13 protein-coding genes are annotated in these 16,628 nt (G+C 47.3%); 12 read left to right on the plus strand and 1 reads right to left on the minus strand.

Features of this window, described 5'->3' with window-relative positions; all coding sequences use genetic code 11:
• Positions 1–7: 7 nt before the first annotated feature.
• Positions 8–688, plus strand: coding sequence for a ribose-5-phosphate isomerase RpiA (rpiA, locus tag ICL07_RS28320; protein ID WP_188091433.1), 681 nt, complete (start codon positions 8–10; stop codon positions 686–688).
• On the opposite strand, the gene ICL07_RS28325 is transcribed toward rpiA, so the two are convergent.
• Positions 652–1,950: an MFS transporter gene (locus ICL07_RS28325; RefSeq protein WP_246485193.1), complete on the minus strand. Its 1,299-nt coding sequence runs from the start codon at positions 1,948–1,950 to the stop codon at positions 652–654. The genes rpiA and ICL07_RS28325 overlap by 37 nt on opposite strands.
• Positions 1,951–2,186: 236 nt before the next feature.
• Here ICL07_RS28325 and ICL07_RS28330 point away from each other — a divergent pair, with 236 nt between their 5' ends.
• The 11 genes from ICL07_RS28330 (at position 2,187) to ICL07_RS28380 (ending at position 16,621) form a co-directional block, all read left to right on the plus strand.
• Positions 2,187–2,378, plus strand: a complete 192-nt coding sequence (locus tag ICL07_RS28330; protein ID WP_078668260.1) for a cold-shock protein — start codon at positions 2,187–2,189, stop codon at positions 2,376–2,378.
• Between the two features lie 133 nt (positions 2,379–2,511).
• The gene (locus ICL07_RS28335; RefSeq protein ID WP_188091435.1) at positions 2,512–4,746 is read left to right on the plus strand and encodes a helix-turn-helix domain-containing protein; all 2,235 of its coding nucleotides are present in this window, start codon (positions 2,512–2,514) and stop codon (positions 4,744–4,746) included.
• 11 nt (positions 4,747–4,757) lie between these two features.
• Positions 4,758–5,759, plus strand: coding sequence for an LLM class flavin-dependent oxidoreductase (locus ICL07_RS28340; protein ID WP_188091436.1), 1,002 nt, complete (start codon positions 4,758–4,760; stop codon positions 5,757–5,759).
• Between the two features lie 108 nt (positions 5,760–5,867).
• Entirely contained in the window at positions 5,868–6,449 is a 582-nt protein-coding gene (locus ICL07_RS28345) for a hypothetical protein (protein WP_188091437.1), read from the plus strand.
• 143 nt (positions 6,450–6,592) lie between these two features.
• Positions 6,593–7,372 (plus strand): (Fe-S)-binding protein, encoded by a 780-nt coding sequence (locus ICL07_RS28350; protein WP_223152129.1) that lies wholly within the window; start codon positions 6,593–6,595, stop codon positions 7,370–7,372.
• Positions 7,353–8,735, plus strand: coding sequence for a lactate utilization protein B (locus tag ICL07_RS28355; RefSeq protein WP_188091438.1), 1,383 nt, complete (start codon positions 7,353–7,355; stop codon positions 8,733–8,735). The genes ICL07_RS28350 and ICL07_RS28355 overlap by 20 nt, the downstream gene beginning before the upstream one ends.
• A gap of 23 nt (positions 8,736–8,758) precedes the next feature.
• Positions 8,759–9,325: a LutC/YkgG family protein gene (locus tag ICL07_RS28360; RefSeq protein ID WP_188091439.1), complete on the plus strand. Its 567-nt coding sequence runs from the start codon at positions 8,759–8,761 to the stop codon at positions 9,323–9,325.
• A gap of 818 nt (positions 9,326–10,143) precedes the next feature.
• Positions 10,144–11,970, plus strand: a complete 1,827-nt coding sequence (locus tag ICL07_RS28365) for a polysaccharide biosynthesis protein (RefSeq protein WP_246485194.1) — start codon at positions 10,144–10,146, stop codon at positions 11,968–11,970.
• 83 nt (positions 11,971–12,053) lie between these two features.
• Positions 12,054–12,887 (plus strand): polysaccharide biosynthesis/export family protein, encoded by an 834-nt coding sequence (locus ICL07_RS28370; RefSeq protein WP_246485195.1) that lies wholly within the window; start codon positions 12,054–12,056, stop codon positions 12,885–12,887.
• Between the two features lie 16 nt (positions 12,888–12,903).
• Positions 12,904–15,291, plus strand: a complete 2,388-nt coding sequence (locus ICL07_RS28375) for a GumC family protein (RefSeq protein ID WP_188091440.1) — start codon at positions 12,904–12,906, stop codon at positions 15,289–15,291.
• 40 nt (positions 15,292–15,331) lie between these two features.
• Complete coding sequence (locus tag ICL07_RS28380) at positions 15,332–16,621, plus strand: nucleotide sugar dehydrogenase (RefSeq protein ID WP_188091441.1); 1,290 nt, start codon at positions 15,332–15,334, stop codon at positions 16,619–16,621.
• The last annotated feature ends 7 nt before the right edge of the window (positions 16,622–16,628 follow it).

Below are 16,628 nucleotides of genomic sequence, written 5' to 3' on the forward strand. Positions count from 1 at the left end.
TTGTTGCATGCAACAACAGGACCTGGCAAAAAAGGCCGCCGGCGAGAAGGCCACCGAATTCATCAAACCGAATATGACTATCGGTCTGGGTACAGGCAGTACCGCCTATTACGCCATTATGCGTATAGGCGAGATGGTGAGTAGCGGGATACCACTGCGGGCGGTGGCTACCTCCGAACAGTCGGAGCAACTGGCCCGCAAACAGGGAATACCTATTATCCCATTTAGTGACGTAGAAAAAATAGACCTGGATATCGACGGGGCCGACGAGGTAGATGAACACCTGCGGCTGATAAAAGGTGGTGGTGGCGCGCTGTTGCGGGAGAAGATTGTAGCCGCTGCTTCCGCAGAGATGATTGTGGTAACAGACGAATCCAAGCTGGTAAAGCACCTGGGCCGTTTTCCCCTGCCGGTGGAAATTATTCCCTTTGCCTGGGAGTTGACCTTCAGAAGACTGATAGCCCTGGATGCCATGCCGGTATTACGTACCAATAACGGCCGCACCGTAGTGACCGATAATGGTAACTATATTCTGGATTGCCACTATGAACGTATTAAAGATCCGGTAGCGCTGCATCAGCAATTAAATGATATTCCCGGCGTAGTGGAGAACGGCTTGTTCCTTCACTACGCCAGCCGCGTTATCATCGGTTATGCCGATGGTTCCGTAAAGTCTTTATCGAGATAAGACGTGTGTTTGGTATCGCGTACCGCGATGTATACCAGCAGGGAAATAAAGATACAAACGGTCACGTACCAGTAAAACCATGGTTCGTGGCCGATTTTTTTGAAATACAGCGCAATTGATTCGGCGGTACCGCCGAAGATCGCCACCGTGATAGCATAAGGGAATCCTACGCCCAATGCCCGTATTTCCGCCGGAAACATCTCCGCTTTTACCACTGCATTAATAGATGTATAGCCGCTTACAATCACCAGCGCCGCCAGGATCAGCCAGAAGGCCGTCCATTCGGAGGAGGCGTGACTGATAGCCGTGAGAATCGGCACCGTGAGGACAGTACCCAGCACGCCAAATCCAATCAATAAAGGTTTTCTGCCGTACAAATCTGACAACCAGCCAAATAAAGGCTGTAAAAAAGCATATATCATCATTACGAAAAAAGTAATGGTGGTCGCTCTTTCAATGGTCAGGTGTACGGTATTGACCAGGAATTTCTGCATATAGGTGGTGTAGGTATAAAAAGCCAGGGTGCCACCCATAGTGAGGCCTACCACGGTAAGCGCCGCTCTGGGGTATTGTTTGAACAGGATTTTTACCGACCCCTTGTTTTTGGAAGATTTGTGTTGCTCAAAAGAGCCTGTCTCCTGCATGTGGGTACGCAGGTAAAGGGCCACGAATGCCAGCAATGCCCCGATGATAAATGGAATACGCCATCCCCAGTCATGCAGCTGATCGGACGTGAGGAATACCCGCTGCAGCAGCATTTGTACGCCCAGGGCGGTCAGCTGGCCCCCGATCAGCGTCACATACTGGAAGCTGGAGAAAAAGCCACGGCGGCTGGCGGTAGCTACCTCGCTGAGGTAGGTCGCGGAGGTACCATATTCGCCGCCTACGCTAAGGCCCTGTAGCAGCCTGGCTATCAGCAGGAGTGCGGGGGCGGCCACCCCGATACTGTTATAGGAGGGCGTGAATGCAATCAGTAACGACCCCAGGGACATCAGCAGCACAGACAGTGTCATGGCGGTTTTACGCCCTTTCTGGTCCGCTATCCGGCCAAACATCCAGCCTCCGATAGGCCGCATCAGGAAGCCTACCGCAAAAATGGCCGCTGTATTCAGCAATTGAGCCGTGTAGCTGCCTTTTGGAAAAAATACCGGGGCAAAATAAAGAGAGAAAGTGGTGTAAATATACCAATCGTACCACTCTACAAGATTGCCGGCTGAGCCAGTTAAAATGGCCTTAATACGCCATGTATCCGTGTTTTTCATATGGGTATCAAAAATATATAAATAATACTGCATTCAGGCTTCAGGCAAAAAAGTTTGGTTAGTATGTTGTAAACCATTATCTTCGTTCCGCTTCTTAAGAATATTGTATTTCAATTCTGTTGGTAATCTCCGGGTACATTCAGCTTTTTTCTTACATTTCTTCTTCTAGTTGCTCCAGGTAGCCGCCTGCGGAGAAAATGGCGAGATCACGTTCACAATTAAATATTATAATAAAAATGCAAACAGGTGTAGTAAAATTTTTTAATGAAGCTAAAGGTTTTGGATTCATTAAAATCGAAGGAACAGGACAAGAAATTTTTGTTCACGTTTCTGGTATCAAAGAAAGCATCGGCGAAAATGACCGCGTAGTATTCGACGTGGAAGAAGGCAGAAAAGGCCCGAATGCTGTTAACGTAAGATTGGCATAACTTATTGAATAATAGTTTTGTTAAGGACCGCCCCGGCGTTTAGCCGGGGCGGTTTTTTTATGCCCCGCTTTCCCCCGGGAAACCACCGGACACCGGAAAATAAATTATATTTGCGGTTTCAATTTTATATATCATGCCCCAACCTGATAGTTCAAATATTATCTTCCACCTGGCGGCTGATTTCATTAACCAGACAAACCGCCACGTGTTCCTGACCGGTAAAGCCGGTACAGGTAAGACTACGTTCCTGAAATATATCAAAGAACATACGAAGAAAAATACCGTAGTGGTAGCGCCTACCGGGGTAGCGGCCATCAACGCGGGCGGCGTTACCATGCACTCGTTTTTTCAACTGCCTTTCGGACCTTTTATCCCTGGCAGCAAACGTGGTTTTGGCATGGATGGAATCAGCAGTACAGATAAACATAGCCTGTTCCGTAACATCCGTTTTACCAACGATAAAAAAGTACTGTTACAGGAGCTGGAACTCCTCATTATCGATGAGGTGAGTATGGTGCGCTGCGATATGCTCGATGCCATCGATACCATCCTCCGGCATTTCCGGAACAAGCCGCTACAGCCCTTTGGAGGCGTACAGGTATTGTTCATCGGCGATCTGTATCAGCTGCCGCCCGTCGTGCCGGATTCGGAATGGCAGCTGCTCTCTGAATATTATAACAGCTCCTTTTTCTTCGATGCCCGCGTAATAGATCAGGCGCCGCCTTTGTATATCGAACTAAAAAAGATATACCGGCAGAATGAACAGCTGTTCATCGATGTGCTCAATCGTATCCGCAACAGCGAAGTGGAAGAAGATGACCTGATGTTGCTCAACGACCGCTACGACCCTTATTTTAAAGGAGAAGACGGGGAATACATTGTATTATCTACCCATAACAGAAAGGCAGATGACATCAATGCACGGCGACTGGCAGAGATGCCGGGAAAACTCTTCCGCTTCGAAGGCAAGATAGAAGGAGATTTCAGCGACAAGGCCCTGCCTACGGAACTGGTGCTGCAACTGAAAATCGGCGCACAGGTGATGTTCCTGAAAAATGACCTGGCACAGCCCCGCCGCTATTATAACGGTAAACTGGCGACGGTCACCGATATCAGCGACGAAGAAATCACCCTGCTGCTGGCAGGCTCTCACGAAGAGCTGAAGCTGGGCAAAGAAACCTGGCGTAATATCCGTTACTCCTATAACCAGGAAGAAAATAATATTGAAGAAGAAGAGATCGGCAGCTTCACACAGTTTCCTATCCGGCTGGCCTGGGCGATCACTATTCACAAAAGTCAGGGGCTTACCTTTGAGCGGGCTATTATCGATGCGGGGTATGCTTTTGCACCCGGACAGGTATATGTGGCACTGAGCCGTTGCACCTCGCTGGAAGGGCTGGTACTGCATTCGCGCATTACCTACGGAAGTATCAAAACAGACCAGCAGGTGATTGAGTTTGCGGAGAAAGAAGTGGAAGCCAACGAACTGGTAGTACTACTGGAAATGGAACGCAAAAAATTCCAGGCTACCTCTCTGCTCCAACTATTCGACTGGTACCGGATGCAGGCCAATATCCGCAGTCATGCGGTATGGATACAGGACAAAAAAGTACCGGATATTGATGCAGCGCTGCAACTCAGCCGTCAACTCACCGCAAAAACTGAACAGCAGCAGGAAGTGGCCAACCGCTTTGTGGTACAGCTGCACCAGTTGCTGGATACCACCGTGCAAACCGGTGATACAGATCAGCTGGAAGAGCGCGTCACCAAGGCCGTGGGATACTTTACCAAAAGCATATACGAAGATTTGATTCAGCCGTTGCAGGAACATGTGGCGGTGGTAAAAAAACAAAAGTCAAAAAAATACCTGTTGCAGCTGATGTCGCTGGAAGCAGACTGTTGGCATAAATTACAGCAGGTATGGGAAGTGTCTTATGCTGACCTGAATTTTACTAAAAACCTCAAAGACTATACGAAATTAAGAGATACGGAAGCGGAAAGCACCGGAACTAAGAAGGCCGGTAAGCCGGAAGCCAAAGGCAAGGTGGAAAAGGGAAGTAGCCGCAGAGGGACGCTGGAATTGTACCTGGGCGGTAAAAACATCCCTGACATCGCTGTCGCCCGGCAGCTGGCGGTGAGTACGGTAGAAAGCCACCTGGCCCAATGTGTGGAAGCCGGAGAGCTGGATCTGTACCGCTTTGTGCCGGAATCAACGGTGAAGCTGATTGTATCGCATATCCGGGAGCTGGGCGCCACCGCTGCCGGTCCTATTAAAGAACGGGTAGGCCCTGCCGTGAGCTTCGCTGAAATACGGGCCGTTCAATGGTTTCTAAAAAAACAACAGGAAGAGCAGATTATGAAAGATTAAACCGATAGACGATGAAACTAAGCGTATTGGACCAATCACCGATCAGAAACGGCAGCAATGCCATGGAAGCCTTGCAGGAAAGCGTACAGCTGGCCCGGCTGGCAGATAAACTGGGTTATACCCGATACTGGTTATCAGAACATCATAATACGAACAGCCTGGCAGGTGCCTCTCCGGAGATACTGATTGCCAGGCTGGCTGCTGAAACAGAGCGTATCCGCATCGGTTCCGGCGGCGTTATGCTGCCCAACCACAGTACCCTCAAAGTGGCAGAGAATTTCCGTTTGCTGGAAGCCTTGTACCCCGGCCGTATCGACCTCGGTATCGGCCGTGCTCCGGGCGGTGACCGTATGACGGCGCATATCCTCAATCCCTCCAATACCTTCGATCCTAAGGAGTTTGTGCAACAGGTGGTAGACCTGCAGGCATGGCTGACCGATAAAGTCACCCCAGGCAGCGTGCAGGAAAAAGTAAAGGCCATTCCGGTCATACCTTCCTCGCCCGACCTGTGGATGCTTACCTCCAGCGGCGAAAGCGGCCTGCTGGCAGCGCATTTCGGGATAGCGCTCTCTTTTGCCCATTTTATCTACCCGGTAGGCGGCCCCCAGGCGGTGGCCAAATACCGCGAACAGTTCCGTCCTTCGCCTCATCTGGCAGCGCCGCAGGCCAGTGTGGGCATCTTTGTTTACTGCGCTGATACGGCAGAAAAGGCCGCAGAACTCGAAGCGGTGATGGATTATCGCCTGCTGAGCTTTGAAAAAGGGAAGTACGATGTATTTCCTACCTATGATGAAATAAAGGATATAGAATATACCGCTGAAGAACTGGCCCGCATACGCGCCAACAGCGGCCGCCGTATTGCCGGTACCCCAACGCAGGTGAAAGCCCGCCTGGAACAGCTGGCGGCGGAATACCAGGTAGATGAACTGGTGATCGCCACTATCACGCAGGACCATGCGGACAGGCTGCGGTCTTATGAACTGCTGGCAGAAGCCTTTCAGCTTTCCCGGTAAATTATCCGTATTTTATCATTAAAATATTTTTATATTTGTAACGGCTATGCATATAGCCGTTTTTTTATTTTGTGAGAACCTGAAAAGCCTGCTAAAACCATTATTCCTATGAAAAAACTCATCCTGGGCACGGTCATCCTGACCGCTATGCTGACTGCCTGTTCTAAAAAGGACAAGAATAACAATGATGATAACGTGCCCCAACCGGAAAAACCGGTGGTGGTATCCGATGACACCCTGGCGGTGTTTAAAGACCTCGAGTTTGATGTGACGGGCAGTAGTCAAACGTTGGGTATTGCCTTTTCCTCAAAAGACGGTAAACTTTACAGCCGCAGTAACCTGCCCAAGGACGGCCAAAACATCGACGTGATATTTGCCGGCGTAGACCCCGGTCAGCTGTTTTTCAGCAGTCCTACGGCTACCGCTTCCAACGGCCTTACTTTCGACAATGCCAGGATTACAGAGGTGATGAATACGCCGTCTGCAGCGGTATATGATCCCGCAAAATTTGATACGTTATCACATAAATCGGCGTTGAAGGACCTGCCGGTAAAAGAAGACAACAGCTTTTTTACCACGACCTACAAAGGCGTCGTATTGTTTAAAAATGCTGCCGGCAAAGTAGGCGTGATCAAAGTAACTTCCATAGATGCGCAGCGTCTGAAAGCCACGATTAAAGTACAACCGTAAAGCAGATAACGCATATACATGACAGGCCGGGTTGCAAATGCAGTCCGGCCTTTTTATTTTGGTACAGTGAAAAATAAGCCAGTAACCGGTAAAAAAGAGGTAGGATTACTACGATAGCTGCCGCTAAATTTGCAAGGTTAGGAATGACCATTAAAATCGCTTCCACTGTGAAAGTAGGATTATTTATACCGTGCTATATTGACCAGTTTTACCCGCAGGTGGGTATTGCCACGCTGCAGCTATTGCAGAAACTGGGCTGTGAGGTGGAATACCCGCAGGGACAAACCTGTTGTGGCCAGCCGATGGCCAATTCCGGCTATGAGCATCTGACACACCAGTGCAATAGCCTCTTTGTCCGCAATTTCGCGGCCTACGATTATATTGTGGCGCCTTCCGGCAGTTGTGTGCTGCATATTAAAGAACATCTCCATGATCCTGCGAATGAACCGGCCGCTGCCGGCATACGCCAACGGATATATGAACTCACCGAATTTCTGACGGATATATTAAAAGTAACGGCTTTGCCTGCACGTTTTCCCTGTAAGGTGGGATTACACCAGAGCTGTCACGGTCAACGCGGTCTGGGCCTTGCGCAGATGAGTGAGCTGGTGGCATCGCCTTTCTCCAAACCGGAACAACTGTTGCGCATGGTCGCCGGTGTGGAACTGGTAGAACTGGACCGCAAAGACGAATGCTGCGGCTTTGGCGGCACTTTCTGTGTGGCTGAAGAAGCCGTTTCCGTGAAAATGGGCAAAGACCGTATAGCCGACCACGTTAAACACGGCGCAGAAGTCATCACCGGCACAGATGTTAGTTGCCTGATGCACCTGGAAGGTGTTCTCCGCCGTCAGCATCAACCGGTGAAAGTGATGCATATTGCTGAAATCCTTAATCAACAGATCCATGAACAGGCCAACCACTGATCACGCTACACTGGCGGATAAGTTCAACGAAAATGAGCCCCGGGTAAACTGGCACGATGAAACCCTGTGGTGGGTAAGAGCCAAACGTGACCGCCAGGCATGGAGCATCCCCGAATGGGAACTGTTGCGGGAAACCGCTTCACAGATAAAACTGAACGTGTTGGGAAATCTGCACGATTACCTGATACAGTTTGAGCAGCAAGCGCTACAGAACGGGGCTGTTGTCCATTGGGCCGCTGACGCTGCGGAACATAACCGCATTGTAACAACGATTCTGCAAAGGCATGGGGTGAAACGGATGGTGAAGAGTAAGTCCATGCTCACGGAAGAATGTCACCTGAATCCGCACTTACAGGCCAACGGCATTGAAGTCATTGATACCGACCTGGGTGAACGTATTGTACAGCTGGCAAAAGAACCGCCCAGCCATATTGTACTGCCTTGTATCCATAAGAAGAAGGAAGAGATAGGGGAGTTATTCCATGAACACCTGGGTACCCCGGCTGGTAATGCAGACCCGCAGTTCCTGACGGCTGCTGCCCGCCAGCATCTGCGCCAGGAATTTCTGCAATCCAAAGCAGCTATTACCGGCGTTAATTTCGCGGTAGCGGAAACCGGTGAGATGGTGGTATGCACGAATGAAGGCAATGCGGATATGGGAGCGCATCTGGCGGATGTGCATATCGCCTGTATGGGCATGGAAAAGATTGTTCCGGAAAGAAAGCACCTGGGCGTGTTCCTGCGGTTGCTGGCACGTAGTGCTACCGGACAGCCTATTACCACCTATTCCAGTCATTTCAGAAAACCGGCGCCGGGGAAGGAGTTGCATATCGTTATCGTGGATAACGGCCGTTCCCGCCAATTGGGCCGGGAAGATTTCCGGAACTCCTTAAAGTGTATCCGTTGTGGTGCATGTATGAATACCTGCCCTGTGTACCGTCGTAGTGGCGGTCATAGTTATCATACGGCCGTTGCCGGTCCTATCGGTGCTATCCTGGCTCCCAACCTGGATATGAAGGATTATGCCGACCTGCCTTTCGCTTCTACCTTGTGCGGCTCCTGTTCCAATGTATGCCCGGTGAAAATTGATATTCATCAGCAGTTATACAAATGGCGGCAGGTACTGGTACAGGAAGGGCATACCAGCGGTATGAAAACGGCCGGTATGAAAGTGATGAGCGCTGTATTGTCCAAACCAGGTAACTATAAAAAGGCGGGTAAAATGGGCCGCTGGGTATTGAAGGCTTTCCCGGGTATGGTCAATAATCGTTTTAATCCCTGGTACAAACAAAGGGAGATGCCGGCGCCGCCCAAACAATCTTTCTCCGAATGGTATGCCGAACAACAATCAACAAAAAAATAAACAGCCCCATATAATATATTGATATGAGTAGCAGAGAACAGATATTGGCCGCCGTGAAAAAGAATCAACCGGAAGCAACCATGTTACCCTCCTTGCAAGGGCTGTCCGGAAATATGCCTGCCACGCTGGAAGCCTACCGTAAGGTGCTGGAAAGCCTGGGAGGAAGCCTGTTTGAGATCAACGACACGGCGCAGATAACTGATTTGCTGTCCGAACATTACCCGCATCTGCAAAGGGTTGTGTTTGCTGATGATAAACGCAAATGGGTAAACGATGATCCGCATCAGCTGGAAGATGTAGATATGGCTGTCGTAACCGGAACCTGGGGCGTAGCGGAGAACGGCGCTATCTGGCTTACGGAAAATGATATAGCCGTACGCGTATTGCCTTTTATTTGCCAGCATCTTGCTATCATATTACCACGGGAACGCATATTGGCAACTATGCATGATGCCTATGAAAAAATGGGTGCACCCCAAACGGGCTTCGGAGTTTTTATTGCAGGCCCATCCAAAACCGCTGACATAGAGCAATCCCTTGTATTAGGCGCCCACGGGGCAAAGAGCCTGGTCGTGTTTGTTTTAGGTTAAATTCATTTTAACTGTAGATTTGTTCAAAAAATCAATTACTTTTATGAATGAAATGATGGTTTTACTACCACAAAATCGTCATTTGCATAGAAGTTGGTATGGTGTTTGTTCCAACTGGCCAGCAAAAAAACAACTTTAGCATCGTATTTATAGAACCATATAGCGAACGTACTTTAACCATATTTGCGAACTATAGTTAACCGGAAAAATTTGAAAGACCATGTATCAATTAATTTGTTTGCCAGCGCATAAGAAGTTAAGTGTCGAGAATGACTGTCTACCATACACTCAGTCGTGTGCGAAAGTATTCAGCTTGTCCTGTCCCGGTTATAGCAGCTGTTGTTGCTAAGTAGCCTTAAGTATAGCCTGTAATGTTAGTCGTCCAAATATGCCTGTATGCGAACACAGGGGACGAATAGTATTACTGTCGGTGAGTTTTTTATACTTGCCTTTATAAACTCTTGTCAGTATTGGATTAGTTGGAGCTATAGCTATGTATTTTAAAACTTTTTTTGATACTTTACTTTTTGATAATAGTAGATATCAAAATTTAGTATTTAATTTGCATAACTTGAAGAACCAAAAAATGCGAACCAAACCTTAGCTATCTGACCAGAGAGTAAAGCGCTTCTATGAAAACCACCCTCGCGCTACTTAACCTGATTGGACGAGCAAATATTTTTTAACCGTATCTATTATTGAAACCTATGGTGAACAGATCATCATGGATTACCCCGTCATGGCTTATTCTACTGCTTGACCTTGGGTGTTCCGTTATCGCCATCAATCTCGCCTTTCTACTCAGGCTGAATTTTGATATGGAGGCCCTCACTCCATACCCGCTCCAAGAGATCTCCTTTATTGTATTAGGTGTGAGTCTGGTATTGTCTTTACTATTGCGAACCTATCGTGGTATTGTCCGGCATACCAGCCTGGCAGATATTGCCAACATCGCAGGGATGAATATCATCGCCAGTGGTGTATTTATTACCATCGGTTATAGTCATGTGCTGGATGGTGAAGTGAATTTTTTCCCATTGTCAGTAGTCCTCATCGGATTTTTTATCTCCTCCTTCCTCTTGTTATCCTATCGCCTTATGGTGAAATGGGTATTTAAATACTACAAGAATTTCCGTGCGGTCAGCAGAACAAGGGCTGCTATCTATCATACTGGTCACACCAGTATCATGCTACGTAAGGCTATCAATGACAATCCGGAAGCGGATGTGCGGATAGTGGCTTTCCTTGCCGATACCAACGCCCATGCGGGCAAATCTATAGAAGGATTACCGGTATACGCTTCCCGTAAAGGAGAGTTAATTAAGATGCTGAAACAGGGAAAAGTATCCCTGCTGCTGATACCGGATGATCATCTGGATGCGCAGCATCTCAATGAACTGGTGGAAGAATGTATAGCATTGAATATAAAAGTACAAAAGGTTATCTCTGTGAATCAATGGATAGATGGTACACAAAATAAAGGTATACAGTTGAAAGATATCAATATTGAAGATCTGCTGGAAAGATCTGTCATCGATATTAAAAATGAAAAACTGGAAGAAGAGATCCGTGACAAAAGTATCCTGGTAACCGGCGCTGCTGGCTCCATCGGCAGCGAAATTGTCCGCCAGGTAATTCGTTATCAACCGGCTGTTATTGTCCTCTGTGATAAGGCTGAATCCCCATTGCATGAGCTGGAACTGGAAATGGCCGAAATGGGTATCAATATTCCGATCATTCCTTTTATCGGGAATGTATGTGACAGGTCCCGTATGCAGCAACTGTTTGAAGTATACGCACCTGCTATCGTATATCATGCAGCAGCATATAAACATGTGCCGATGATGGAAAAAAATCCTTCTGTGGCGGTCATGAATAATGTGTTGGGAACCAAGGTTATGGCGGAACTGGCGGTGGAATTCGGCGTGGAGAAATTCGTTATGGTGTCCACTGATAAAGCAGTGAACCCTACCAATGTAATGGGCGCTTCCAAACGTATTGCTGAAATTTTCACACAATCATTTAATAACAGCATTAATGAGCGGTTTAAGAAAACCGGTCCGGTATTTGGTTTACCGCCCACCCGTTTTATTACTACCCGCTTCGGGAATGTACTCGGGTCTAACGGTTCTGTGATACCGCGCTTTAAAAAACAATTGGAAAACGGTGGACCGCTTACGGTTACCCATCCGGAAATTACCCGGTACTTTATGACCATCCCGGAAGCCTGCCAGCTGGTGCTGGAAGCAGGGGCTATGGGACAAGGCGGTGAGATATTTGTATTTGATATGGGCAAGCCCATGAAGGTAGCTGACCTGGCCAGAAAAATGATACGTATGGCGGGAAAGGAACCGGGAAGGGATATTCAGATCGTTTATTCAGGTCTGAGACCAGGAGAAAAACTGTACGAAGAGTTACTCAATAATGCAGAGAATACACTGCCTACCTATCACGAAAAAATAATGATCGCCAAAGTGCGTAGCTACGCGTTTGAGGATATAGATGTAAAAGTCACACAGCTGATTCAATCAGCACAACAGCATTATCTGACGCCTACCGTAGCATTGATGAAAAAACTGGTGCCCGAATTTATCAGTAAAAATTCGGCCTACGAAGAATTGGATAAGGACAAAATAAAAATGTAATCATTCCGCAATAAAGGTTACACTACCAGGGCATATCATTGCCCGGTACGGCTCTTTATTGCCTTAAAAATTGAGCAAAAAAAATGAAGGTTTTCACCCGGGAACAAAGAGCACGGCTCTGTATGATGAAAAAACGCGGATGGCCCTGGCTGATGATCGGTATCGTCAGTATGTGCCTGTTCGCCTGTTCAGCCCCTAAAAACATCACTTATTTCAAGGATATCCCGGATTCCCTGGGATCCAAAGAAATAGAACAGGCGTTGTATAAGACACCACTGATACAGGTGGATGATATTCTGCAAGTGAATATTCAAACCCTGGACCCGGGAGCAACGGCGTTGTTAAATCAACAGAATGCACCATCATGGCCTTCCGCAGGCGTTACCGGAGGCCCGGCCAATATCAGCGGATACCTGGTTGATAAGGATGGTAATATCGTATTACCACTGATTGGTAAAATGCAGGTGAAAGGTAAATCAACAGAAGAGGTAAGATTAGCGGTGACTGAAAAGGCCACCCAGTTTTACAAAGACCCTGTAGTTAATGTAAGATTCGTTAACTTTAAAATCACCGTACTGGGTGAGGTAGCAAGACCGTCAACCTATGTGATGCCCAATGAAAAAGTGACGTTATTGGATGCTATCGGCATGGCGGGTGATCTTACTATTTATGGAAAACGCGAAAATATATTACTGATCAGGGATAAAGATGGAAAAAAAGAATTTGTGCGGTTTAATCTGAATAATACAAACCTGTTTACATCTCCCTATTATTATTTGCAACAGGGTGATGTGGTATATGTTGAGCCGAATAAGTCGAAGATTGTTTCCACCGACGCATCGAGATTGAAGAATATTACTATTATCACATCTGCCATCACGTTGCTGGTAGTAATATTAACGAGGGTTAAGTTTTAATTTTTAAAGCACTTACATGTACGAGAATAATAATTCAAATAATCCATTTTCTTTAAACGGTAACACGCCTGTTGCTCCGCAGCCGGATAATGTACTTGATCTAAGAAAAATACTGGATATATTGGGATCATACTGGTATATTTTTCTGTTGAGCATTCTCTTGACAGGCACTGCTGCCTGGCTGTACCTGCGATACTCCACGCCAAGCTATAAGATCAGTGCCAAAATACTGGTACAGGATGATAAGAAAGGCGGAAACCTGCCGGGGGAAGAAATTCTCAGCCAGCTGGAACTGTTCAATACAAAAAGCAGTGTGGACAATGAAGTGGAAATACTGAGCTCCCGTTCTATTATGGAAAGCGTGGTAAAGGAGCTCCAGTTGAATGTAATGTATGTAGCGGATGGCCGGGTGAAGAAAACAGAGCAATACCGGAACATACCTTTTTCATTTAAGTGGCTCAGCATGAGCGATAGTCTCGCTGCCATGAATTATACTATTCGCCCGCTCAACGAAAAGAAATTTTCTCTTAGCCGTGCCAATCTCACCAGGGAAGGCTCCTGGAACGATACGCTGCATTTGCCCGAAGGTGTTGTGTTCATTCAGCGCAATCCGCTGTATGCATTCGTGCATCCGGAATATTATGTAAAAGTGGTTTCTGTAGACCAGGCGGTGGGAAAATACAGATCGCTGGTAACTATGGCCGTGCCCAACAAACAGGTGAGCACAGTAGATCTTACTATCACAGACGGTATACCGGAAAGAGGAGAGGCGGTGCTGAACAAACTGATAGAAGAATATATGAGGGCCAGTGTGGAGGATAAAAACAGGATTGCAGACAGCACCATCGCCTTTATTGATAACCGCCTCGTGATCGTGACCAAAGAACTTTCCGGCGTTGAAAAAGATATACAGCAGTTTAAACAGTCCAACCAGGTGGCTGACCTGGAAGAACAGGCAAAGTTATTGGTTTCAAGCACAGGTGATTTTTCCAAGCAGTTGCTGGACCAACAGGTAAGGCTGAACATTGTGGAGTCTATGCAGAAGTATATGCAGGATGAGGCCAACAACAAACGGGTGGTACCTTCTTCCCTGGTGGTGCAGGACCCTTCCTTCCTGGGGCTGGTAGAACGATATAATACCCTGCAACTGGAAAGAGAAAGGCAATTGTTGTCTACTACAGAAGGTAACCCGCTGATAAAAAATATTGATCAGCAGCTGCAGGGACTGCGTGGCGACCTGATCACGAGCCTCAGCTCACTGAAAAGCAGTATCCAGATCAGCATCGACGAACTGCAGCGCAGCTCCGGCAGTCTGAATAAGAAGATAGCCCAGGTGCCTGCCAAAGAACGTCTCTTCCTGGATTTTTCAAGGCAACAGGCTATTAAACAGGAACTCTATCTGTTCCTGCTGAAAAAAAGAGAGGAATCTGCTTTGTCAAAATCGTCTAATCTGGCCGTAGCCAGGATCATCGATCCGGCGAAAAGCGATGCCCTTCCTTTTAAACCCAAACGCCTTTTAATATACCTGCTGGCTATGATTGCGGGGGTAGCATTACCTTCGCTGGGGCTGTATGTAAAAGAACTGCTGAATATCAGGGTGACCAATAAAAAAGACATCACCGGCGCTACCAAAGTGCCTATCATTGGTGAAATCGGGCATACGCCGAGCAAAGAACTGATCGTGGCGAAGCGGGATAATGTAACACCGGTGGCGGAACAGTTCAGGGCACTGCGTACTAACCTGCAGTTTATCTTGTCGGGCCCGCAGCAAAAAGTAATTTTGCTCACTTCCAGTATGAGCGGGGAAGGGAAATCCTTCGTAGCCGCAAATCTGGCGGCGGTATTGGCGCTTTCCGGTAAAAAAGTGGTACTGCTGGAAATGGACCTTCGTAAGCCGAAACTATCGGATAAACTGGCTGTAGATAACATGATCGGGTTTAGTACCTACGCTATCGGCAAAAGTATGCTGGAGGAAGTTATCAGGCCTTCAGGCATACACGAGAACTGCAGTATTATTTCCTCGGGGCCTATACCGCCAAACCCTGCGGAACTGTTACTGCTGGAACAAACGGAAACAATGTTCACCAAACTTAAAGCGAAGTTTGATTACATAGTGGTAGATACCGCCCCGGTAGGATTGGTGACAGATGCGCAACTGTTGGCGCGTTTCGCCGATGCCACACTTTACCTCGTCCGCCAGGGCACCACTTTTAAGCAACAGCTGCAAATTCCGGGCGATTTGGCCGCGCAGCGGAAAATGCCCAGGATCAACCTGATCGTAAACGACGTGAAGGCGGGCCGCAGCTACGGCTACGGTTACGGCTATGGCTACGGTTACGGGTATGCTGAAACACAGCGAAAAGGCATCGCCGGACGCTTTAGGAAATTGATAGGGAAATCATAATATTTTATCTGAAAAAAAATCTGGAAAAATAATAGTTAACATGAATCAGGAAACTAGGATTGCAATAATTGGATTAGGTTATGTGGGATTGCCTTTAGCAGTGGAATTCGCAAAAAAATATAAAACTTTTGGCTTTGATATCAATAAAGCCAGGATCGCAGAATTAATGAGTGGAGCAGACCATACACTGGAAGTGGCGGAAGAGGATCTGAAAAAAGTAATCACCGCTGATCCGGAAGCCGCTACAGGACTGTTTTGTACCAATGAACTGGACGCTATTAAATCAGCGAACTACTACATCGTTACAGTACCTACACCGGTAGATAAACATAATCGCCCGGACCTTACGCCCCTGTACAAAGCCAGCGAAACGGTGGGTAAAGTGCTGAAAAAAGGAGATACCGTCATCTATGAATCCACTGTGTATCCTGGTGTAACGGAAGACGAATGTGTACCCGTGCTGGAGAAAATATCCGGACTACGATTTAATACAGATTTTTTTGCAGGCTATTCTCCGGAACGTATTAACCCGGGTGATAAAGAACACACGGTTACCAAAATATTAAAGGTGACTTCCGGTTCTACTCCCGAAATAGCGGAAAAGGTTGATCAGCTGTATAACTCCATCATTGTTGCCGGTACATTTAAGGCCGCCTCTATTAAAGTGGCGGAAGCGGCGAAAGTAATTGAGAATGCACAACGTGATATCAATATTGCCTTCGTAAATGAACTGGCGAAAATATTTAACCTCCTGGATATTGATACGGCAGATGTATTAGCTGCCGCCGGTACAAAATGGAATTTCCTGAAATTCAGGCCAGGCCTGGTGGGAGGGCACTGTATAGGTGTTGATCCTTATTACCTGGCCCAAAAAGCACAGGAAGCAGGTTATCACCCCGAAATCATCCTGGCCGGCCGCCGCGTAAATGACGGTATAGGCGCTTATGTGGCACATGAACTGGTGAGACTGATGATTAAAAAAGAAGTCCAGGTAAAGGGAGCCAATATCCTCGTATTGGGTGTGACATTTAAAGAAAACTGCCCGGACGTACGCAATACCAAAGTGGTAGATATCCTCAACACCCTGAAAGGTTACGATGTGAATATTTCCATTTATGACCCATGGGCGGAGCCTGCGCATGTGAAACATGAATACAACTGGGATTGTGTGAAGTCTATCAGCGCAGACAAACAATTTGATGCTGTACTGCTGGCAGTGGCGCATAATGAGTTTAGTGACCTGAACATTAAATCTATGTGTAAAGATAATGCGGTGATCTACGATGTGAAAGGCATGCTGCCTAAAGAACTGGTAGACGCAAGACTGTAAGCCCCCA

The sequence above is a fragment of the Chitinophaga qingshengii genome, assembly GCF_014529935.1.
Classification (GTDB): Bacteria; Bacteroidota; Bacteroidia; order Chitinophagales; family Chitinophagaceae; genus Chitinophaga; species Chitinophaga qingshengii.